This window comes from Amycolatopsis sp. NPDC024027 (assembly GCF_040638975.1).
GTDB lineage: Bacteria > Actinomycetota > Actinomycetes > Mycobacteriales > Pseudonocardiaceae > Amycolatopsis.
The window spans coordinates 484,836-505,738 of sequence record NZ_JBEZYY010000003.1; the positions used below are offsets into that span (position 1 = coordinate 484,836).

The 20,903-nt window shown below is 72.7% G+C and carries 18 protein-coding genes; 6 read left to right on the top strand and 12 right to left on the bottom strand.

Features of this window, described 5'->3' with window-relative positions:
* Positions 1-34 precede the first annotated feature (34 nt).
* Both AB0F52_RS11535 and AB0F52_RS11540 read left to right on the top strand, forming a co-directional pair.
* Positions 35-2,143 carry an RICIN domain-containing protein gene (locus AB0F52_RS11535; protein ID WP_360168044.1) on the top strand — a complete coding sequence of 703 codons (2,109 nt, stop codon included), beginning with the start codon at positions 35-37 and terminating at the stop codon, positions 2,141-2,143.
* Between the two features lie 32 nt (positions 2,144-2,175).
* The gene (locus AB0F52_RS11540; protein ID WP_360168047.1) at positions 2,176-3,651 is read left to right on the top strand and encodes an RICIN domain-containing protein; all 1,476 of its coding nucleotides are present in this window, start codon (positions 2,176-2,178) and stop codon (positions 3,649-3,651) included.
* A gap of 28 nt (positions 3,652-3,679) precedes the next feature.
* On the opposite strand, the gene AB0F52_RS11545 is transcribed toward AB0F52_RS11540, so the two are convergent.
* Positions 3,680-4,828, bottom strand: a complete 1,149-nt coding sequence (locus tag AB0F52_RS11545; protein ID WP_360168050.1) for a polysaccharide deacetylase — start codon at positions 4,826-4,828, stop codon at positions 3,680-3,682.
* 125 nt (positions 4,829-4,953) lie between these two features.
* Positions 4,954-6,126 (bottom strand): epoxide hydrolase, encoded by a 1,173-nt coding sequence (locus tag AB0F52_RS11550; RefSeq protein WP_360168053.1) that lies wholly within the window; start codon positions 6,124-6,126, stop codon positions 4,954-4,956.
* Between the two features lie 82 nt (positions 6,127-6,208).
* Here AB0F52_RS11550 and AB0F52_RS11555 point away from each other — a divergent pair, with 82 nt between their 5' ends.
* Complete coding sequence (locus tag AB0F52_RS11555) at positions 6,209-6,772, top strand: CGNR zinc finger domain-containing protein (RefSeq protein ID WP_360168056.1); 564 nt, start codon at positions 6,209-6,211, stop codon at positions 6,770-6,772.
* 6 nt (positions 6,773-6,778) lie between these two features.
* On the opposite strand, the gene AB0F52_RS11560 is transcribed toward AB0F52_RS11555, so the two are convergent.
* Positions 6,779-8,467 carry an enoyl-CoA hydratase-related protein gene (locus tag AB0F52_RS11560; protein ID WP_360168059.1) on the bottom strand — a complete coding sequence of 563 codons (1,689 nt, stop codon included), beginning with the start codon at positions 8,465-8,467 and terminating at the stop codon, positions 6,779-6,781.
* A gap of 787 nt (positions 8,468-9,254) precedes the next feature.
* Between AB0F52_RS11560 and AB0F52_RS11565 the strand changes: the two genes are divergently transcribed.
* Positions 9,255-12,125, top strand: a complete 2,871-nt coding sequence (locus AB0F52_RS11565; protein ID WP_360168062.1) for a BTAD domain-containing putative transcriptional regulator — start codon at positions 9,255-9,257, stop codon at positions 12,123-12,125.
* Positions 12,126-12,304: 179 nt separating this feature from the next.
* Here the strand turns inward: AB0F52_RS11565 and AB0F52_RS11570 are convergent, their stop codons facing one another.
* From AB0F52_RS11570 to AB0F52_RS11590, 5 genes are all read right to left on the bottom strand, one after another.
* Positions 12,305-12,718: a S26 family signal peptidase gene (locus AB0F52_RS11570; protein ID WP_360168065.1), complete on the bottom strand. Its 414-nt coding sequence runs from the start codon at positions 12,716-12,718 to the stop codon at positions 12,305-12,307.
* Positions 12,718-14,523, bottom strand: coding sequence for an ABC transporter ATP-binding protein (locus AB0F52_RS11575; protein ID WP_360168068.1), 1,806 nt, complete (start codon positions 14,521-14,523; stop codon positions 12,718-12,720). The genes AB0F52_RS11570 and AB0F52_RS11575 overlap by 1 nt, the downstream gene beginning before the upstream one ends.
* Complete coding sequence (locus tag AB0F52_RS11580; protein WP_103343198.1) at positions 14,520-15,011, bottom strand: hypothetical protein; 492 nt, start codon at positions 15,009-15,011, stop codon at positions 14,520-14,522. The genes AB0F52_RS11575 and AB0F52_RS11580 overlap by 4 nt, the downstream gene beginning before the upstream one ends.
* A 12-nt stretch (positions 15,012-15,023) precedes the next feature.
* Positions 15,024-15,557: a MauE/DoxX family redox-associated membrane protein gene (locus AB0F52_RS11585; protein WP_360168071.1), complete on the bottom strand. Its 534-nt coding sequence runs from the start codon at positions 15,555-15,557 to the stop codon at positions 15,024-15,026.
* A 67-nt stretch (positions 15,558-15,624) separates the two neighbouring features.
* Positions 15,625-15,762, bottom strand: a complete 138-nt coding sequence (locus tag AB0F52_RS11590) for a hypothetical protein (protein WP_155258927.1) — start codon at positions 15,760-15,762, stop codon at positions 15,625-15,627.
* A gap of 141 nt (positions 15,763-15,903) precedes the next feature.
* On the opposite strand from AB0F52_RS11590, the gene AB0F52_RS11595 reads away from it, so the two are divergent.
* Positions 15,904-16,752: a hypothetical protein gene (locus AB0F52_RS11595; RefSeq protein WP_360168075.1), complete on the top strand. Its 849-nt coding sequence runs from the start codon at positions 15,904-15,906 to the stop codon at positions 16,750-16,752.
* A gap of 66 nt (positions 16,753-16,818) precedes the next feature.
* Here AB0F52_RS11595 and AB0F52_RS11600 read toward each other — a convergent pair whose 3' ends face one another.
* The 3 genes from AB0F52_RS11600 to AB0F52_RS11610 form a co-directional block, all read right to left on the bottom strand.
* Positions 16,819-17,190: a MerR family transcriptional regulator gene (locus tag AB0F52_RS11600; RefSeq protein ID WP_360168078.1), complete on the bottom strand. Its 372-nt coding sequence runs from the start codon at positions 17,188-17,190 to the stop codon at positions 16,819-16,821.
* A gap of 46 nt (positions 17,191-17,236) precedes the next feature.
* A complete protein-coding gene (locus AB0F52_RS11605; protein ID WP_360168081.1) occupies positions 17,237-18,817 on the bottom strand; it encodes a long-chain-fatty-acid--CoA ligase in 1,581 nt (526 codons plus the stop codon).
* A 108-nt stretch (positions 18,818-18,925) separates the two neighbouring features.
* Entirely contained in the window at positions 18,926-19,366 is a 441-nt protein-coding gene (locus tag AB0F52_RS11610) for a hypothetical protein (RefSeq protein ID WP_013225797.1), read from the bottom strand.
* Between the two features lie 65 nt (positions 19,367-19,431).
* Between AB0F52_RS11610 and AB0F52_RS11615 the strand changes: the two genes are divergently transcribed.
* On the top strand, positions 19,432-20,205 hold the full coding sequence (locus AB0F52_RS11615; RefSeq protein ID WP_360168085.1) for a maleylpyruvate isomerase family mycothiol-dependent enzyme: 774 nt from the start codon (positions 19,432-19,434) through the stop codon (positions 20,203-20,205).
* A gap of 1 nt (position 20,206) precedes the next feature.
* On the opposite strand, the gene AB0F52_RS11620 is transcribed toward AB0F52_RS11615, so the two are convergent.
* The gene (locus AB0F52_RS11620) at positions 20,207-20,884 is read right to left on the bottom strand and encodes an alpha/beta hydrolase (protein WP_360168088.1); all 678 of its coding nucleotides are present in this window, start codon (positions 20,882-20,884) and stop codon (positions 20,207-20,209) included.
* Positions 20,885-20,903 lie beyond the last annotated feature (19 nt).

The following is a 20,903-nucleotide window of genomic DNA, read 5'->3' on the forward strand; positions in this document are numbered from 1 at the left end:
CCGGTTCGACGCTCGCGAACCGCAGGAGGAGTCGATGAAGACGAATCTCCGGCTGGGGCGCCTGGCTTCGGTGGCCGCGGCGGTCCTGGTGGTGGCGTTCCCGGTGCTGCCGGCGGCTTCGGGGGAGGCGGCCGCGGGTGAGTCGATGACGGTGGACCTCGCGTCGGCGCGCGGGCCGTCGACCGCGGTCGGTGAGGGGTTCCTGTACGGGATCAGCCAGGACGGCACGCAGCCGGCGGACCAGTACCTGCAGCCGCTGGGCATCACGGCCTTCCGCGGTGGTGGCTGGTTCTCCGGCGGGTGGATCCGGGACAACTACCAGAACGGCAGCGCCACCAAAGCCGACCTGAACTCGATCATCGCGCAGGCGAAGCGGCTGACCCAGCCGCCCTACCACGCCCAGTACCAGGTGCTGGTCAGCGACATCTACGGGGCGAACGGCGGTCAGCCGTCGAACACGATGTACCCGTGCGACAACGGGAACTGCGCGAACTGGATCAGCTTCATCGACGCCACCGTGGGAGCCCTGCAGGGAACGGGCTTGAAGTTCGCCTACGACATCTGGAACGAGCCGGACATCTCCGCGTTCTGGACGCGCGGGGTGTCCAGCCCGCAGTACTTCCAGATGTGGGACACCGCCTACCGGGAGATCCGCCGGCTCGCGCCGGGCGCGCTGATCGTGGGCCCCTCGCTGGCGTTCACGCCGGATCAGAACCCGGGGGAGTGGAACGCGTTCCTGTCGCACACCAAGGCGGCCGGGACCGTGCCGGACGAGATCACCAACCACGACGAGGGCGACGGCGACGACCCGGTGCAGGTCGGCCAGTCGATCACCCGGTACCTCTCGAACAACGGCCTCTCGCCGATCCCCTTGTCCGCCAACGAATACCAGCCGGCCGACCGGCAGACCGCCGGGGTGACGGCCTGGTACCTGGCGCGCTTCGCGCAGTCGAACTACGTCAACGCGATGCGGGGCAACTGGGTCTGCTGCGTGACCCCGAACCTGACCGGAGTCCTCACCCAGAGCGGGGGGACCTGGCTGCCGACCGGCCACTGGTGGGCGCTTCGCGACTACGCGGACATGACCGGCACGCTGGTGAACACCTCCGGCCAGGTCGGCTCCACCGCGATCTCGGCGGCCAAGGACAGTGCGGCCGGCCGGGCCGTCGCCGTCATCGGTGACGAGAAGGGGTACACCGGCCCCGCGTCGGTCGCCTTCACCGGGCTGTCCTCGGTGCCGTGGCTGGCCGGCAACGGCAGCGTCAAGGTCGTGGTGCAGCGGATCCCCGACCAGGCGCCGCTGAACGCACCGCAGGTCGTCTTCAGCCAGAACGTGAACGCCGCCGGCGGCTCGGTGACGATCCCGTTCACCTTCCAGGCCTCGCACGACGCCTTCGCGATCTACCTGACGCCGACGGGTCCGGCGAGCGGCAACACCGTCACCGTCACCAGCCCCGGCGACCAGACCGGGACCGCCGGGACGGCGATCGGCGGCGTGCAGATCCACGCCACCGACTCGGCGGCCGGGCAGAGCCTGGCCTACGCGGCCACCGGCCTCCCGCCGGGGCTGTCGATCAACGCCTCCTCCGGCCTGATCACCGGCACCCCGGCGGCGGGCGGCAGCTACGGCGTGACGGTCTCCGCCACCGACACCACCGGCGCGTCCGGGACGGCGACCTTCACCTGGACGATCTCCGGCGGCACGGGCGGGTTCCCGGGCGGCGACCACACGCTGGTCACCGTCGCCGGCAACCTGTGCCTGGACGTCTACGGCAACTCGAGCACCTCCGGTGCCGTCATCGACCAGTGGACCTGCAACGGGCAAAGCAACCAGCAGTTCCAGTTCGTCGCGGCTTCCGGCGGCTACGGCGAACTGCGGGCGCGGAACTCCGGCCAGGACGTCTCCGTGTCCGGCAGCTCGACGGCGCAAGGCGTCCCGGACATCGTCCAGCAGCCGGCGAACACCTCCGCCGGAAGCCTGTGGCTACCGCAGCAGCAGTCCGACGGCAGCTGGCAGTTCAAGAACCGGAACAGCGGCCTGTGCCTGGACGTCTACGGCGCCAGTGGCACCGCGGGACAGCAGCTGGACCAGTGGCCGTGCAAGAACGCCCCCGGCACCAACCAGGACTTCTCCGCACGATGACCCACCCGCGCGGCAAGGGAAAGGAACCCAGGATGTCCAGCTCACCGCACCGGCTCCCGAGGGAACGGGCGAACCGGCCACTCGCCCTGCTCGCCGTCCTGCTGGCCGTCGTGGCCGGCCTGCTGGTGCCCGCGGCCCGGGCGCAGGCGGCGGTGAACACGTTCACCCTCGGCGCCACGCGGTACGACACCGCCGGCCGCGCGCTGCAGCTGCACGGCATGGGCATCGTGCAGGTCGGGGACACCTGGTACGGCTTCGGCGAGGACAAGACCGGCCAGACCACGGCCAACACCGCCTTCCAGGACATCCCCTGCTACACCTCGACCGATCTGGCGAACTGGACCCACCAGGGGATCGCGCTGGCGAAGCAGAGCAGCGGCGACCTCGGGCCGAACCGCATCGTCGAACGGCCCAAGGTGCTCTACAACGCCGCCACCAAGATGTTCGTGATGTACCTGCACATCGACAACACGAGCTACTCCGACCAGCGCGTCGGCGTGGCGACCAGCCCCACGCCCTGCGGGCCGTACAGCTACCGGGGGAGCTTCCAGCCGCTGGGCAACCAGAGCCGCGACATCGGCGTGTTCCAGGACACCGACGGGTCGGCGTACCTGATGAGCGAGAACGCCGGCCGCAGCCTCCGCATCTACCGGCTGTCCGCGGACTACACGACGGTGGCGAGCGCGGTGGCGACGCTGCCCAACTACGAGTCCCCGGCCGTGATCAAGGTCGGCGGGACGTACTACCTGCTGGCGTCCCACTTGACCGGGTGGGCCACCAACGACAACGTGTACGCGACCGCGTCGTCGATGGCCGGGCCGTGGTCGGCGTTCCGGAACTTCGCGGCGGCGGGCACGAACACCTACAACAGCCAGACCGCGAACATCATCACCGTCCAGGGCAGCTCGGCGACCACCTACATCTACGCGGGCGACCGCTGGACGGGCAACGCCATGGGCAATTCGCCGCTGATCTGGCTGCCGCTCACGATTCGCGGCACGACGGTCAACCTGGGCCAGTACCCGAGCTGGAGCCTCGACACCGGCGCGGGGACGTGGTCGGCGAACTCGGGCCTGCCGAGCGCCGGCACGCACGTGCTGAAGAACGCCAACAGCGGAATGGTCATGGACGCCTCGGGCGCCTCCACGGCGACCGGCGGCAAGATCATCCAGTGGCCGGCGCACGGGGGCACCAACCAGCAATGGCGGCTGACGAAGGTGTCCGACAACGTCTTCACGGTGGTCAACGTCAACAGCGGGCTGTGTCTCGACGTCCCGGACGGGTCCACGGCGAACGGCGTCCAGCTGCAGCAGTGGACCTGCACCGGCGCCGCCGGTCAGCAGTGGGCCGCGGACCTGGTGGGCAGCCTCACCGGCAGTCAGTACGTCCTGGAAAACGTCGGCAGCGGCCTCGTGATCGGGGTGTCCGGGTCGTCCACGGCGAGCGGTGCGCAGGTCAGCCAGCTCGGCGGGTCGGGCGCCTCGAGCCAGGTGTGGACGGTCTCCTGAGCCGGCCGGCGAGCCGCCCGCTCGCGCTTCAGCCGGCTTGAGCGGGCGGCATCGACCGGTACTGGTCCAGGACGGCGGGGTCCTGCAGCGACATCCACTTCGTGACTTCCGCGTAGGTGGCGCAGACCGTCTCGGGTTTGGTGCACACCTCACCCATGAAGCCTTCCGCGGCCCGGGAGAACGCCCCGCCGGCCCAGTCGTTGAAGTGGTTGCCGATGACGAGCGGAGCGCGGTTGCCGTCGAAGGCGGCGCGGTAGGCGCCGCGGTAGGTCTCGAGCGTGGCCTGGGTGTACTGCTCGGCGTGGGACGGGTCGTTCCTGGCGTGGTTGAACTGATACCACAGGTTGTAGTCCATCATGATGACTTTTTTGTGCAGCGCGGGCACCTTCACGTACGGCATCCAGAACTCCCGGATGCCGTCGATCTCGGTGGGCCACTTGACGCCGTCGGACGGCTGGCTGGAGTCGAAGGTGTAGCCGGCGTCGCGCATGGCGGGAAAGGCCGCGGCCCAGTTGCCTTCGAGGCACGGCGTCCGGCCGCCGGTGACGTCCTTGGCGGACAGGTGCAGCCCGAGGCGATCGCGGGCGTCGTCGACGAAGCGGCTGAACTGGCCGATTTCGGCGGCCCAGCCCGCCGCGGTCCAGCGGCCGACGCTCGGCTCGGCGCCGGCGCAGAAGTGCCCGTTGTAGTGCGTGCCGATCTGGTGCCCCGCGGCGACGGCGGTGTTGAGGTCCTGGACCCGGGTGGCGACGTCCCCGGCACTGCCGCCGAAGCCGATCGAGGCCCCGCCCGGCTTGTGGCCGGGCCCGGTGTAGCGCGCCCGCTGCTCGTCGGTCAGCAGGTAGATGCCCGAGAGGAAGCCGCTGAAGTGCGCGTTGACGGATTTCGCGAGGGCGAGGTAGCGGCTCCAGTGTTCGTGCGAGCCCGCCCCGTCGAAGGAGAAGAGCACGAACTGCGGGGGCTTTTCGCCCGGCCGCAACGGGTGCATCCACGCCGGATCCTTGGCGACCGGAGGCGGCGTGGTGGCCGCGGCGGTGGGCGAACCACTGACCGCCCGGCCGGGCGCGGCGGGGCTGTCGTCGAGGGAAATGATCAGGACACCGGCCAGCACGAGGGCGAGGGTGACGGTCAACCAGGTGCCCGGCCGCCGCACCAGTCGTGACGAGCGAAAACCCATCGAAGACCCCTCCCCCTATTACCCACCGTCATAGGCAGGACGCGGGGTGGCCGATCCGGGTGCATCGGAGTGAGATCCGTAACCCACACGCAACCTGTCGATGCACGCAGAGTCGCTAGCCGCGGTCACCGATCGGCGGCCAGCACGGCCGCGAGGCCTTCCTGCAGGTCCTTGACGAAGTACCCGGGAACCTCCAGCGACGGGAAGTGCCCGCCGGTCTCGGGTGACCGCCACCGGACGATCCGCCGGTACCGCTCCTGCGCCCAGGCGCGCGGGTACTTCTCGATGTCGCGGGGGTACATCGTGATCGCCGACGGAACGTCGACCCGGAGCTCGGGGTCCAGCGAGTTGTGGCTCTCGTAGTAGATGCGGGCCGACGACGCGCCGGTCCGCGTCAGCCAGTACAGGGTGACGTCGTCGAGGATGCGGTCCCGGGAAATCGTCTCGAAGGGGCTGTCTTCGGTGTCGGACCACTCGGCGAACTTGTCGAGGATCCAGGCGAGCAGCCCGACCGGTGAGTCGACGAGCGAATAGCCGATGGTCTGCGGCCGGGTGGCCTGCTGCTTCGCGTACGCCGCGCGGTGGTGCCAGAAATCGTGGGTTTCCTCGGTCCACCGGCGCTCGGCCGCCGTCAGCCCGTCCGTGGTCAGCCCGGGCGGCCCCTCCGCGAACGTGGTGTGGATGCCGAGAACGTGCGCCGGGAACCGGCCGCCGAGCACCGTGGTGATGTTGCCGCCCCAGTCGCCGCCGTGGGCGGCGAACCTGCGGTAGCCGAGCCGGTCCATCAGCTCGACCCACGCGACCGCGATCTTTTCGGTTCCCCATCCGGTGGTCGCCGGCTTGTCGCTGTACCCGAAGCCCGGCAGCGACGGGACCACGACGTGGAACGCCGGTGCGCCGGCGTCTTCCGGATCGGCCAGCTCGTCCACGACGTCGACGAACTCGGCGATGCTGCCCGGCCAGCCGTGCGTCAGGATCAGCGGCGTGGCGTCCGCGCGCGGGGACCGGCGGTGCAGGAAGTGGATGCCCAGCCCGTCGATGGTCGTGCGGAACTGGCCGATCCGGTCGAGGCGGTCTTCGAACGACCGCCAGTCGTACCCGGTGCGCCAGTAGTCCACGACGTCGACCAGGTCGGCCAGGGGAACGCCCTGATCCCATCGGGCCGGGCCGGGCGCGGCGTGCCGGACCGTCTCGGCCTCCGGCAGCCGCGCCGCGGCCAGCCGCGCGCGCAGATCGTCGAGGTCGGCGTCGGCGGCGCGGGCTTCGAACGCTTGGACATCGCTGGCGAGCTGGGGCATGAGACCTCCTGATCATTGCGGAACCGGCTAAGACGGTTCTAACACGCCGGCCACCCGGCCGGCAACCGGCTAAGGTGGTTCCATGCGCGCTGGGTTCCCCGACTTCCGCCTCGGTACCGTGCTGGCGACGAGCTTCACGGCGACTCTGACGGAACGCTGTGGCGACGCCGTGGAGCGCATTCCCACGCCGCAGCGGCTCGTCGACTGGCTGGCCGTGAGCGGCCTCGCTGTGGAGTCCTGCACCGCCGCGCAGCTCGGCCTGGCCCGCGAGCTGAGGGAGTCGATCCACGCCGTAGCGACCGCGGCGGCGCTCCAGGACGCCCTTCCGGCGGCCGCGGTCCAGGTCCTCAACGACCGCAGCGTGCGGGGCCGGGCCGCGGCCGTCCTGACGCCCGAAGGTCATCGGCGGTGGCAGCTCGGCTCGGCTTCCGGCGTGGAGGACGCCCTCGGCGTGATCGCCGCCGACGCGATCAGCATCGTCGCGGGCGAACGAGACGGGAAATTGGCCCTGTGCGGGTCACCGACCTGCCGGGCCGCCTTCTTCGACACCAGCCAAAGCCGCACGCGCAAATGGTGTGACATGAACACGTGCGGGAATCGCCAGAAGAAGGCGCGCTTCAACGCCAACCAGCGCAAAAACCCCTGATCGCGATCAACTCACGGGCGCCATCCGGGGGTCGGGCAGCCGGGGGGAATCCGGCGTGGCCGGGCCGGTGGGCCGGCCGGTGAGGAAGGCGCGCCTGGTGCGGGCGAAACCGTGGCGGTCGTCGAAGATGTCGTGGCTCATTTCGGCGAGCTCCCTGATCCGGTAGGTCTCCAAGGGCCTGCGGTGTTCGTCGGCTTCCCGGGTCGCCCGTTTCCGGTCGAGCAGGGCGTGCGCGTGCCCGCCGGCGGCGAGTTCGGTGGCGTAGTCCAGGGCGGCCTCGAGGAAGCTCGTGCGGTCGCCGGCCGCGAGCTGGTCGACGAGCCCGATCCCGGCCGCGCCGGCGGCGGTGATCGGTCCGCAGTCGGTGGTCAGCCGGTGTGCCTGTGCTTCGCCGACCCGGCGGGGCAGCACGTAGGTCCAGTACTCCGAGCCGTACAGGCCCATCGTGCGGTAGTGCGGGTTGAGCAGGACGCCGTCGCGGGCGATCACCTTGTCGGCGCCCAAGGCCAGCATCACCCCGCCGGCGCCGGCGTCGCCGGCGAGCGCGGAGACCACGAGCTGATCGGTGCCGGCGATGATTTCCCGGCAGAGGTCGTCGATCGCGGTGATGTTCCGCCAGGCTTCCGCCGCGGGATCCGGGTGGGCGTCGATGACACCCAGGTGCAGGCCGTTGGAGAACACTTCGCCGCCGGCCAGGACCAGGACGGCGGTGTCCTGCGCGGCGGCGTGGCGCACGGCCGCGGCCAGCCGCCGGCACTGGGTGGTGGACATCGCGCCGTTGTAGAACGCGAAGTCCACCAAGCCGACGTCGCCCGCCCGGCGGTAGCCGATTTCCCCGAGGCCCGGCGGGCCGGCGATCCGGGGGACCTCGCCGAGACGGTCCTCGAGAGCGAGAACCGCGGGCAGCTTGACCGTCGTGCCGGGGGCCTCGGGCGCCAGCCGCCGCGCGTGCCCGATCCACAGGGCGCCGTCGCCGGTCCGGACCAGCACGGCACCCTGCCGTCGTCCGGCGATGGTGCCGGGTTCGCCGGGGGCAGCGTCCCCGGGCCGGGCGTCGAACACCGCGACCGGCACCCCGGCCAGCTCGGTGTGCACCCCGGGGCGGCCGTCCGCGGCGCGAATGCGACGGAGGATGTGGCCGGCCGGGTCACCCCAGGAGAAGGCCCGGTCGGCCTGCCGGACCAAGGGACGGACCGTGCCCACCCGGCGGTCCTGGCGACGCGGGGCGAACCCGGGGTCTTCGGCCTTGGTCACGACCTCGCCGATCAGGCTCAGCGCGGCGTCGGCCACCTCGGTGTTGTAGAGGCTGCTCTTGCGCGGCGGATCGGCCGGCATCCGGAACACCCGCGTGCCCCAGATCGGCCCGCCGTCGAGGTCCCCGGTCGCCTGCAGGGCCGTGACGCCCCAGGTGGGCTCGGCGTCCATGATCGCCCAGTCGAGCGCGGACGGGCCGCGGTCCCCTTCCGGGCCGGGGTGGATGATGATCGTGCGGTAGCGCCGCCAGACCACGTCCGGCACCCGCCGGCGCAGGAATGGGCACACGATCAATTCGGGATCGGTGGCCGCGGCCGCCGCGGCGATTTCCCCCGGATCGCGCACGATCCGGACGGTGACGCGGTGGCCGCGGGCGCACAGGTCCAGCCAAGCGCGCTGGCTGAGTCCGTTGAACGCCGAGCACAACAGCAGGATTTTCAACGGGCCTCCGCTCGTTGACGCTTTTGATGAAGGGCGACGAGACGACCGATTGACGTTACCCGAAGCCGGGTCGGACGCGACGCGGCCAACGGGGTAACCGCATTCGGCCAACCGGGCCGTTCGGGCGGTGCTTGATATCCGGCGTTCATCGAGATCGTGGATCTCCGTTTGAAACAATCCATTACGGTGGATGTCCGGAGATATTTCTCCGGGAAACGTGAAAGCTGTCCTTGAACCGGTCAAAGTGGACAATCAGCGGCAGTGCCCGATCGCTGTCTCCGCCGCCGATCCCCGCGGTGCCCGGCAGCCCGGCGCCGGGAGGTTGCGCGAACCGGGGAACGACCTTATCTTTCGGCTAAGCGCGAAACGTTTTCAGGTTGGTTGACGGTGCTCGAGCGCCGCTGGCAGCGTTCGCGCAGGGCAAGAGTGGCCGCCGGGGAACGCGGTGGCGGCGCACTTTTGGTACTGGGCCGAACTTTTCTGGGGAAGGCGGACGCCCGCATGACGAACCACTGTGGACCGGAAGCGGCGGGACCTCTGATGGCCAGGGGACACGGGTGAGGCGTCGGCTGAGTTTCCGGCCGCACCGCACGCCTGCCGAAGCCCTCGGCTGAGCTCACTCCACCGGCGGCTACGCCGCCCTGTTCGACCACGCCGGCGCGCGCCGCCACCGGGCGGTGCCCCGAACCGCGGCTCGGCCGCGCGCGAGTGCCCCGTGCCCGGCTCCGTCCGGTTCGGGGAACTCCCCGGGTGGTCGTCACACGATCTCGAAAGGTTCGGGCAGGGGATGCTGGAAGCCACTGTCCTCGGTCCCGTCGGCGCGCGGGTCCACGGAACACCGGTCCCGGTCAAGGGACGGCTGGGACGCACGGTCCTCGCCGTGCTGGCGCTGGCCTGCCGGCAGCCGGTGTCGGTGGAACGGCTGATCGACGCCCTGTGGGGCGAGCTGCCACCGGCCACCGCGCGGACCCAGGTGCACATCCAGGTGTCCAAGCTCCGTGCCGCGCTCGACCGGGCGGGCGCCGCCGGAGCCGTGGTCACCGTCGCGAGCGGGTACCTGCTGGACTGCCTCGTCGACGTCGACGAGGTACGGCGGCTGCTCAGCACGGCGCGGGCGGCCGGGGACCCCGCGGACGCGGCCGGCCTGCTGCGGTCCGCGCTCGACCGGTGGGCCGGGACTCCGCTGGGCGGGGTGACCCCGTACCTCGCCGGTGCGGAGCTGCTCCGGCTGGACGAGCTGCGGATGTGCCTGGTCGAGGAGTGGATCGACGCCGAGCTCGCGTGCGGGCGGGCCGCGCGGCTGCTGCCCGAGCTGAGCGCGCTGGTGCAAGCGCACCCCTTGCGCGAGGGCCTGCACCACCGGCGGATGCTGGCGCTGCACCGCGCCGGGCGGCGGGCCGACGCGCTGGCGGCGTTCCACGAGGCCCGGCGCGTGCTGCGGGACGAACTGGGCGTGGATCCGTCCCCGGAGCTGCTGGCGCTGGAGGCGGAGATCCTCGCCGTCGGAACGCCTCCGGCGGTGGCCGTGGTGCCCGCCCAGCTGCCGCCGCGGACCTCCGGGTTCGCCGGGCGCGCGGCGGAGTCGGCCGCGGTCAGGTCGGCGGTGGCGCGCCGGACCGACGCGCCACCGCTGGTGCTGGTCACCGGGATGCCCGGGATCGGGAAGACGGCGCTGGCCGTGCACGCGGGCGCGGCGTCGGTGCACGCCTACCCCGACGGGCAGCTCTACGCCGACCTGCGGGGCGCCGATGCCCGGCCGGCCGCCCCGCACGACGTCCTCGCCGGCTTCCTCCGCGCGCTCGGCGTGCCGGCGCGGTCGATGCCGGCCACCGTCGAGGAGCGCACGGCCGAGTTCCGCAGCCGCACGGCGGGCAAACGGGTGCTCGTGTTGCTCGACAACGCCGCCACCGCCGGGCAGATCGAGCCGCTCCTGGCCGCCGATCCGGCCTGCGCGACGATCGTGACCAGCAGGTCCGTGCTGCCCGAGGTCGAGTCGGCGGTCCGGGTGCCGCTCGGGCCGCTGTCGGACCAGGTGGCCGGGACCGTGCTGGCGAACGTCGCGGGCGCGGCGCGGCTGGACGACGGTGGTGGCAAGGGCACGGTCGCCACGGTGATCGAGGCGTGCGGGGGTGTGCCGCTCGCGTTGCGGATCGCCGGGGCGCAGCTCGCCGCGTACCCCAAGCTCAGCGTGGCGGAGCTGGCCGCGCGGCTGTCCGACGAGTCGAGGCGGATGCGGGAGCTGGTGGCCGGGCAGCGCAGCGTGCGGGACAGTCTCGACACCAGCTTCCGGTTGCTGGACCGGGAAACGCGGGCCGCGATGCTGGCGCTGGCGGCGATCGGATCGGCCACGTTCACCGGCTGGCCGCTCGCGCCCGTGCTCGACGTACCGCTCGCCCGCACCGAGGAGGTGCTGGCGCACCTGTGCGCGATGAACCTCCTCGACCAGGCCGGCCCGGGGCGCGACGGCGTGCCCCGCTACCGGATGCACGACCTCGTCCGGGCCTACTGCCGGACGGTCGGCCCGTCGCTCGACGCGGGCCCCCTGAACCGGCTGGCCGGCTGGGCGGTCGCGCTGACCCGGCACGCCTACGAGGGCATTTTGGGCGCCCCGGTCGGCTACACCGTGCTCGCCGAGACCGCCGCGCCGCTGGGCCGGGACGTGGTGGGGCGCGTGGTGAAGGAGCCGCTGTCGTGGGTGGGCGCGGACGTCGACCTCCTGCTCGCGGTGTTCGCCTTGGCCGTGCGTGGCGGCCTGCTCCGTCCGGCGGCGGCGTTGCTGCTGGTGCTGCGGGCGCCGCTCGTGCGGCTCGACCTGTCCGACCACGGCGCCCGGGCGGCCGCGCGGCTGACGGCCGTGGCCGGCCCCGACCCGGTGGTGCGGGTGACCGCGGCGCTGGTCGCGGCGACCGCGCGGATGCACCGCAGCCGGTACGCCGACGTCGTCGCCATCCTGAACGAGGTGCCGCTGCGAGACGTCGACTTCGCGCTGCGGGCGGAGGTGCTGACCAAGCTGGGCGACGCGTACGAGCGGTGCGGGGACTGGCACCGCGCGATCACCGCCGTGCGCGAGGCGGTCGGGTGCTTCCGGAAGTCCGGCAACCTGGCGGGAATGTCGGGCTGCCACGGTACGCTGGCCGCCCTGTACCGGGACCACCTCGGCGACCTCGGCGCGGCGCGGGTGCACGGCGCGAAGGCCTTGCGGCTGGCCGACGCCGCGGGCGACTGGAAGACCCGCGCCCAGGTGCGGCTCGTGGCCGTGCGCACCGCACTGGCCTGCGGCGACGCGGCGACCGCGGTCGGCCTCGCCGAACAGGCCCGCGGCCTGGCGGAGCAGCACGGCGACCCGATCGGCTGGACCTGGTGCCTGGCCGCCGAAGCCGACGCCCACCGCGCGAACGGCGACCTGCTCGCCGCCCGGAGATGCGCGGACCGCGCGCTGGGCCTGGCCCGCCGGACCCGCCGTCCGGACGCCGAGTCCGCCGCGCTGCTCGCGCTGGCCTCGATCGAGCTGGCCGCCGGTGACCGGGGCGCTGCTCGTCGTCTCGCTTACGCGGCTTTGCGCTTGCAGGATCGGTTTGACAGTCCGGTGGAGCGTGTTGGTGTGGAGCGGGTGCTGGCGGAGATCGGTGGTCAGTTGCCTTCGGGTGCGGCGCGGTGAGGGACGGCGCCGGCGAGGGTGGTGGGGTTGATGTGGCCGAGTTGGTGGGAATCGTTGCTGGCCGCCGGTGACCGGGCCGCTGCTCGTCGTCTCGCTTACGCGGCCTTGCGTCTGCAGGATCGGTTTGACAGTCCGGTGGAGCGTGTTGGTGTGGAGCGGGTGCAGGCGGAGATCGGTGGTCAGTTGCCTTCGGGTGCGGCGCGGTGAGGGACCGCGCCGGCGACGGTGGTGAGGTCGATGTAGCCGAGCTGGCGGGAATCCGCGCTGTGGCCGGTGTTGTCGCCGACGACCACCACGCGGCCGGCCGGGACGACGAGGTGGTCCGTCTCCAGCCAGGCCGGGACCGGATCGCCGGCGACCGCGGCGATCCGTTTGATGCGCCACGCGACGTCGGTGGTTGCGGAGCCCGGCCGGAAGACGATCACGTCCCCGACGCGGTAGTGGGGTCGCCGGGTCGCGACGACCCGCTCGCCGTCGTGGAAGGTCGGGGACATGCTGTGGCCCCAGACGCGGGCCACCACATACCGGCGGCGCAGGACAACCAACAGGACCGGCAGCAGCAGCACCACCGCGACCACCGCGAGCCCGGCCATCACGCCTCCGCCATCGCATATCCCTTGGCCTGCAACGAGAACAGGCGGGCGTATTCGCCACCCGCGGTGAGCAGCTCGTCGTGGGTGCCCTGTTCGAGCACCCGGCCGCCGGCGAGCACGACGATCCGGTCCGCGCCGCGCAGGGCGGACAGGCGGTGGGAGATCAGCACGCTCGTCCGGCCGGCCCGGTGGGCGCGCAGTGCCTCGTGGGTCCGGGTTTCGGCGTCGGCGTCCATGCCGGAGCTGGGTTCGTCGAGGATGAGCAGGTCGGCTTCGTCGCGCATGAGCGAGCGGGCCAGCGCGACCCGCTGCCACTGGCCGCCGGACAGCGCCGCCCCGGCCTTGTCGTCGACGTCCAGGAAGGCCCGGGACAACAGGGTTTCGTAGCCGCGCGGCAACGCCGACAGCGCCGGGTCGATCTCGGCCAGGCGGGCCGCCGCGCGAACGCGGTCGAGATCGCCGAGGCGGCCGACGTCGCCGATGCCGATGTTGTCGGCCGCGGTCAGGTCGTAGCTGGTGAAGTCCTGGAAGGTGGCACCGAGGCGGGCCCGCAACGCGGCCGGGTCGCAGGTGCGGATGTCCACGCCGTCCCACAGGATCCGGCCGCGGTCGGGGTCGTAGAAGCGGCACAGCAGCTTCACGAGCGTCGACTTGCCCGCGCCGTTCACCCCGACCAGCCCGACCGCGGCACCGGCGGGGATGACCAGGTCGACCCCGCGCAGCACCCACGGGCCGGCCGGGTCGTACCGGAACCACACGTCCCGCAGTTCGATGCCGGTCGTCAGCGCGGGCACGGCGGCCGTCCCGGAGACCAGGTCGGGTTCGGTCGTGACGACGTCGAGGTAGTGCCGGAACAAGTCGAGCGAGCCGCCGGCCCGGCCGAGCTGGCCCAGCAGCGCGCCCACCGGTGACTGGATGCCGGCCACCGCGGCGGTGAAGAGGGTGACGTCGCCGATGGACAGCGACCCGCGGGCGGCGCCGGTCGCGGCGACCACGAGAGCGATGCCGGCCACCACCGCCGACACGATCGCGGCGGCGATCCCGGCGGCGGCGATCCGGCGCTGCATGGCGCATTCACTGGCCGTGGCGGTCTGCACGGCGGTCACCATGCGCGACCGGAACAGGTCCGCCAGGCCGAAGAGCCGGGTCTCCTTGGCCGCGCGGATGTCCGAGCACAGCGAACGGAACAGGAACCGCTGGCGCTGGGTGGCCATCATCGCCTCGGCCTCCCGCGCTCGCAGGCGGGACAACGTCAGCTGGGAGATCGCCGCCGCCGCCAGCGACGCGGCGAGCAGCCCGGCCATCGGCGGCCACACGAGCAGGACCGCGCCACCGAACCCGAGCACGGCGACCAGGGTGCGCACCGACTCGACCGTCAGGGCCAGCACCGCGGGCGCCGCTTCCTGCGCGCCCTGCTCGGCCAGCCGCACCTGGTCCAGGAACGCCGGGTCCTCGAGCCGGCGCAACCCGGGGAGCGCCCCGACCGCCCCGACCAGCCGGTCCTCCGCCTCGAGCGCGGACTTGGCCCGCACGATCGCGGTGCAGTAGGAGGCGACGGCGGTGATCGCGGCCGCGATGGCGAGGCCGGCCGCCGAGCCGATGGCCAGCAGCACGATCAGGCCCCGGTCCGGGCCACCGCTGTCCCGGCCGCCGGCCAGCTCGTCGAACAGCAGTTTTCCCAGCCACGCCGACACCGCCGGCACGGCCGAGGCGAGCACCGCCAGCGCGACCGAGCCGCCGGTGGCCACCCGGGACGCGCGCCAGGCGATGCCGAACGCGGGGCCCGCCGCCCGGAACAGGTTCATCGGACGTGCTGCGGGCGCACGGCGTCGAGGTCGTGGCCGGCGGCGGCGATCCGGTGGTCCCGGACGCGGACCAGGGTCGGCGTCACGTCGCCCGCGTTGAAGGCGGCCGACACCGGGCTGCGGTCGCCGACGAAGGCGACGCGCACCGCGGAGCCCAGCCCGGCCGCGTACTCGACGGCCTTGTCCCGGTCACCGCCGTCGATGACGAACGCGACGGTCGGCTCGGTGAGCTGGCCGGCGATGCGCCGGCACGGCCCGCAGGTCGGCGAAAGGAAGGCGACGAGCACGTCGTCCAGCTCGCGGTCGGTGACGGTCCGGCCGTCGGCGTCGGTCACCTCGAACGTCCCGATCTCGGTGCCCACGGCCGGCAGGTCGGGCGTCACGGGCCGGCGTTGCTCGTTCAGCAGCCGGATGATCGCCGAGGACAGCAGGAGGTTGAGCACCGTCAGCACGGCCAGCACCGCGACCACGGCCACCAGGAACGACATGAGTTACCTCTTTCAGCGGTTGGCGGTGTCCGCCCGGCCGACCAGGCCGGCCAGGCTGTCCCAGTTGATCGCGACGAGTGCGGCGAACGCGCCGACGAGCGCGGCGGCCGCGCCGGTGTCGAGACCGAGACCGGGCCCCGGCGGGATGGCGAGAGCCGCGGCGGCCGACCCGGCGAGGAGTGCGTTGCGGACGAGGTGGGCACGGCCGAGAACCGCGCCGGAGCGGCCGAAGCAGCGGCAGGTGACGCGGCGGCCCAGCCGCATCGAACGGGCGATCCCGGCGCAGAACACGAGCATCACCGCCGCCGCCAGCCCGAGTCCGAGCCGGTGGGTGGGGGAGAACCCGACGAGCGCGGCCACGGCCAGCTCGGCGACGGCGGTCCCGGCGGCGATCGGCAGCCAGCCCACCGGCGACCGGCCGAGCGGCGCCAGCGAATCCGCGAACTCCAGCAGGCGCGCCCGCCCGGCGAGCTTGCCGACGGCCGCGACCGCGAACACCAGCCCGATCAGGACCCGGGCGGCGAGCACGAACTGGGCGCCGATCATCGTGAACCCCCTTCGGAACGCCTTTCCCGCCGCAAGGGGCGCGGCGGGAAAGGCGTGGGTGCCGCGGTTACTTGCAGTTGCCGTAGCAGTCGTAGTGCAGGGTCTTGCAGACCTGGCCGTGCTCGGGGATGCACGCGCCGGCCTTGACCTCGCGCAGGAACAGCCCCAGCAGCCGGTCACCCAGGGTGTTGATCATGCGAGCCATGATCACTCCTCTCAGTAGCGGGAATCGACCGGGAGATCGTGGCTCAGCCGCGCTATCCGTTCGCTATCGAGGAACCGGCCGGCCGGATGGGCCGCGGTTCGGCGGGCCCACGTCATACCGACCGGATGGTATGTTGACCGCGTGATCGAAGTGGCGCGCCGGACCTGGCGAATTCTCGAGCCGTACCACGGAATGATCTACTTCGCCCCGGAGGCCGCGGCCGCCTACGCGGAGCTCGGCGTCACCGGTCGCGCCGGCTATTTCGCGTCGCGGTCGGCGGCGCTCGGCGCGGTCCCGGCACCGGTCGTGGTCGCGACCTTCTACAACTTCAACCCGGCCCTCGTCCGGGAGTCGATCGCCGCCGCCTGGTCCACCACCGACCCGGCCGCCGTCCTGGCCGCGCGGCACGCCGCGGCCGACCGGGCGTTGCGCGCCATCCTGGGCGACGCGATCACCGCGCCGGAGATGCGCAAGGCCGCCGCCCTGCTGCGCGAGGCCGCCGAGACGGTCGCCGACGACGTCACCGGCCGCCCGCTCTTCGCCGCCCACGCGGCGCTGCCGTGGCCCACCGAACCTCACCTGGTCCTGTGGCACGCCCAGACCCTGCTCCGGGAGTACCGCGGCGACGCACACGTCGCCGCCCTGCTGACGGCCGGGCTGAGCGGCATCGAAGCCCTCATCACCCACGCGGCTTCGGGTGCGGTCCCCGCCGAGACCCTGCGCACCTCCCGGTCGTGGTCCGAAGAGGACTGGAACCGGGCCGTCGCCGGCCTCCGGGAGCGCGACTGGCTCACCGGCGACACCGACTTGACGTTCACGCCCGCGGGTGCGGCCCGCCGGGCGGAGATCGAGAAGGCGACCGACGAGAACAGTGTCGCCCCCTACGCCCGGATCGGCGAGGCCGCCTGCGTCGAACTGCAGGAGCTGGGCCGTCCGTTCAGCCGGGCGCTCGCGGGGAAGCTGATGCCGTGGGCGCTCAACCGGTCGTAGCGGCGTGGTGCCCGGCCTTGGCGCCGGCGCACGTGATCGGGGCCGCCCGCTCGGAGGGGCCGAGACCTAGCCCGGTGCCGGGAGGGTGGCGCGGTGGGCGCGGTTGGTGGCGATGAGCTGGTCCAGGGAGTCGCGCGTGCGGATCAGCTCGGCGATGTGGTCGGTGAGCCGGTCGCGTTCCTGGACCATCCGCCGCTCGGCCGCGTCGGAGGTCTCCTCGCCGGGGGAGTCGATGCAGGGGAACAGGTCGGCGATCGTACTGCTGGACAGGCCGGCGGCGAACATGCGCTGGATGAACCCGACCCGCTCGACCTCGACGGCGGTGTAGTGCCGTTGGCCGCTCGCGCTGCGGGTGCTGGTGAGCAGCCCTTGCTGCTCGTAGTAGCGCAGGGACCGGACACTCACGCCGGTCCGGGCCGCCAGTTCGCCGATCCGCACATCCGTCTCCTCGCGTGACCGTGCCACGAAGCCTCTGACACTGATGTCAGAGTTTAGCGCGGGCCGCCGGGGTCAGGCGGGTGTAGGCGATTTCCTTGCCCGCCCGCTCCCAGATCACGTCGGCGCAGTCGAGGCCCTCGGCGGACAGCCGCCGCTTGACGACCTTGAACGTCGAGGTCCGCGGGAGCTGCCGGACCGTGCGCACGTACCGGGGCACCTGTTTGGGGCCGAGGTCGGCCTGGCCGGCCAGGAAGCGGCCGAAACCCACCGGCTCCAGTGGCGTGCCGTCGGTGACGATGGCGGCCATCACCTGGTCGCCGGTCACCGGGTCGGGTACCGCGTAGACGGCGGCGTCGGTGATCGCGGGGTGCCGCAGCAGGATGCGTTCGATCGGGGCCGTGCCGAGGTTTTCCCCGTCGACGCGGAGCCAGTCGCCGAGCCGGCCGGCGAAGTAGCAGAAGCCGGCCGCGTCGGCGTAGGCGAGGTCGCCGGTGTGGAAGCGGCCGTCGCGCAGCCGCTCGGCGTCGGCTTGCGGGTCGCGGTAGTACCCGGCGAACCAGCCGGCGCCCGCGGTGTTGACCAGTTCGCCGACGGCCTCCGCCGCGTTGACCAGGTGGCCGTCGGCGTCGAACTCGGCCGGTGGGCAGGGGCGGCCGGTGTCCGGGTGCAGGATGGCCACGTCGCCGGCCGGCCGGCCCAGCGAGCCCGGCGGGGTGTCGTCGGTGCGGGCGAAGCCCACGCCGCCTTCGGTGGAGCCGAACGCGTCGACGACCTTGCAGCCGAAGCGCTTCTCGAACGCGGCGAGGTCGGCGCTCGCCCCTTCGTTCCCGTAAACGAGGCGCAGGGGGTTGTCGGCGTCGTCCGGAAGCGGCGGCGTGGCGACCACATAGGACAGTGGCTTGCCGACGTAGTTCGCGTAGGTCGCCCCGAACTTCCGCACGTCGGGCAGGAAGCCGGAGGCGGAGAACCGGCGGCGCAGGGCGATGGCCGCGCCGGCCGCGAGCCCGACGGCCCAGCCGGCCATGATGGCGTTCGAGTGGAACAGCGGCATCGTGACGTAGACGGTGTCCGATGTGGACAGCCCGAAGCGCTCGGCGAGCATCGCGCCGGGGAACGCGATCTTGCCGTGGGTGCAGCGCACCGCTTTCGGGTCGCCGCTGGTGCCGGAGGTGAAGATCAGCATCAGCAGATCGTCCGCGGCCGCGGGGACGGGCTCGGCCGGTTCGTTCGACGGCGCCCAGGATTCCAGGTCGCGCACGCCGATCCCGCCGAGGTCCAGTCCGGCCAGCAGGGACCGGTACTTCCGCTCGGCGAGCACGAACTGGCAGTCGGCGAGCCGGATGTCCCGCGCGAGGGCTTCCCCGCGCCGGGTCGGGTTGAGCCCGACCAGCACCGCTCCGGCGAACGCGCAGGCCCCCAGGAGCAGGGAGAACGCCGGCACGTTGTCGGCCAGGACGCCGACGTGGGGCGGTTCGTCCGGGCGCAATGCGTCGCGGAGCCCGGCCGCCCAGCGCGCGGAGGTTCGGACGTGCTCGGCCCAGGAACACGTTTCGTCTTCGAACCGCAGTCCCGGACGCTCGTCTCCCGTGCGGGCCAGCAGCAGGTCGGTCACCGTCGGGACGCTCATCCGCGCACCTCCAGGCGGGCAGAAGTGAAACAGGTTCTACTTCTACCACGGCGGCGGCCGCGGGGTCCACCGCGCCGGTCAGCGCCGATCAGCGGCGGTCAGCGCCGATCAGCGGCGGCCGGTGGCCAGGATGACGAGGAACTGGCCGCCGCCGGGCTGGACGTCGGCGGTGACCGGCAGCCCCGGTACCAGCCGGGAGAACCGGTCCACCAGCCAGTCCGCCGCTTCCCGGGCGTCCTGCTCGGTCGGGCAACGGGCCACCATCTCCCGGCCGCCCTTGCGCTCCAGCCGCCCGGCCACGGTGATCAGCGGCGCGGGTTCGGCCACGTGCAGGCGGTCCGGCCAGGCGATGACCACCTTGACCGCCCCCTTGCGGGTGTTGCACCCGCGGTGCGCGAGCCGCTCGGCGACCTTGGCCTTGCGGTCGGCGGTCCGGCTGTCGACGCTGGGCCCGCGCGGGTCGTTCACCGACATGCCGGGGTCGACCGGCTCGTCGCACACCCAGCAGCGCCAGCCGTCGCGCTCGGCCACGTCATCGAGGAGGCTCACCGGGGAAACCTAGCAAGCACGGTGAGCAGCGGAACACCTGCGTCCCTCCGGGAGTTGACGGTGGCATGACCCAACTCGTGGACCGCACGATCACCGCTCTCCGTTCCGAGCACGACACGCTCGCCGCACTCGTCCGCGGCCTCACCGACGACCAGCTGGCCGCGCCCAGCGGTGCCGCGGAGTGGACCGTCGCCCAGGCCCTGTCCCACCTCGGCAGCGGCGCCGAGATCGGCCGCGCACCCCTCGCGCGGGCCGCCGGCGAGACCGTGGCCGCCGAAGACAACCAGACGATCTGGGCCCGCTGGGACGGGTCCACGCCGCGGGCGCAGGCCGAAGGCTTCCTGGAGCACAACAGCCGCTGGCTCGAAACGGTCGAGGCGTTCACGCCCGAGCAGCACTCGTCGCTGACCGTCGACCTCGGCTTCCTGCCGGAGCCGGTGCCGCTGGTGACCGCGCTGGGCATGCGGCTGAGCGAGGTGGCCAACCACTCGTGGGACGTGCGCGTCGCCTTCGACTCCGGTGCCGGGGTCGATGCGGACTCGGCCGCGGTGCTGGTCGACCTCATGACCGGGCCCATCGGATTCATGCTGAGCTTCCTCGCGAAGCCGGCCGAGCTCGCGGACCCGGTGTCCCTCGCGGTTCCCGGCGCCGGCCTGGTGATCGACGACGCGGTCACCGTGGTGGACCACCTCGAGGCGCCGTCCGCGACGTTCGCCGGGCCGGCGGAGGCGTTCATCCGGCTGGTCAGCGGCCGCCTCAAGGCGCCGTACGACAAGGGCGTCACCGTCGAAGGCGCCGTCACGCTCGACGAGCTGCGCCGGGTGTTCCCCGGCTTCTGAGTCACCGGTAGCTCTCGAGGAGGCCGGCCAGTGCGGCGGGGCGGCTGAGCGCGACGCAGTGACCGGCGGCGATCTCGTCCGGGACGATGCCGAGCCGCTCGGTCGCCAGCCTGCGCAAGAAGTCCGGCGGGAAGCAGCGGTCCTCGCGGCACAGCACGAACCGGGTGGGCACCGCCGGCCACGCGTCCAGCGGCCACGGTTCCCGCATCGCGGTGGGGGACGGGTGGGCCCGCTCCCTGCCCAGCGCTTCGTCCGCGAGGGCCCGCGGGACGTCGTGGTAGAAGCTGACGTGCGGGTCGGCGTGGCCGGTGCGGCCACCGTCGCGCGCCGCCTGGGTCCGCACCGCCTCGCCGCACCCGGTGTTCCGGCCCCAGTCCTCGGGCGATTCGCCGGGCGCCGGGATCATCCCGGCCACCAGGACCAGCAGGCCGGCCGCGAGCCGGTCGGCGACCAGCGGTGCGGTGAACCCGCCGAACGAGTGGCCGACGACGACCAGGTCCGTCCGGTCGCCGACGGCTTCGACCACCGCGTCGGCGTAGTCGGTGAGCGTGGCCGTCGCGTCGTCGGCGGGCAGGTCCGGGGCCACCACCTCGTGGCCCCGGGCCCGCAGCTCGGCGCCGACGAGGTGCCAGGACCAGCCGGCGTCGCCGCCACCGTGGATCAACACGTACGTGCTCATGGGATGGCCTTTCCGTTGT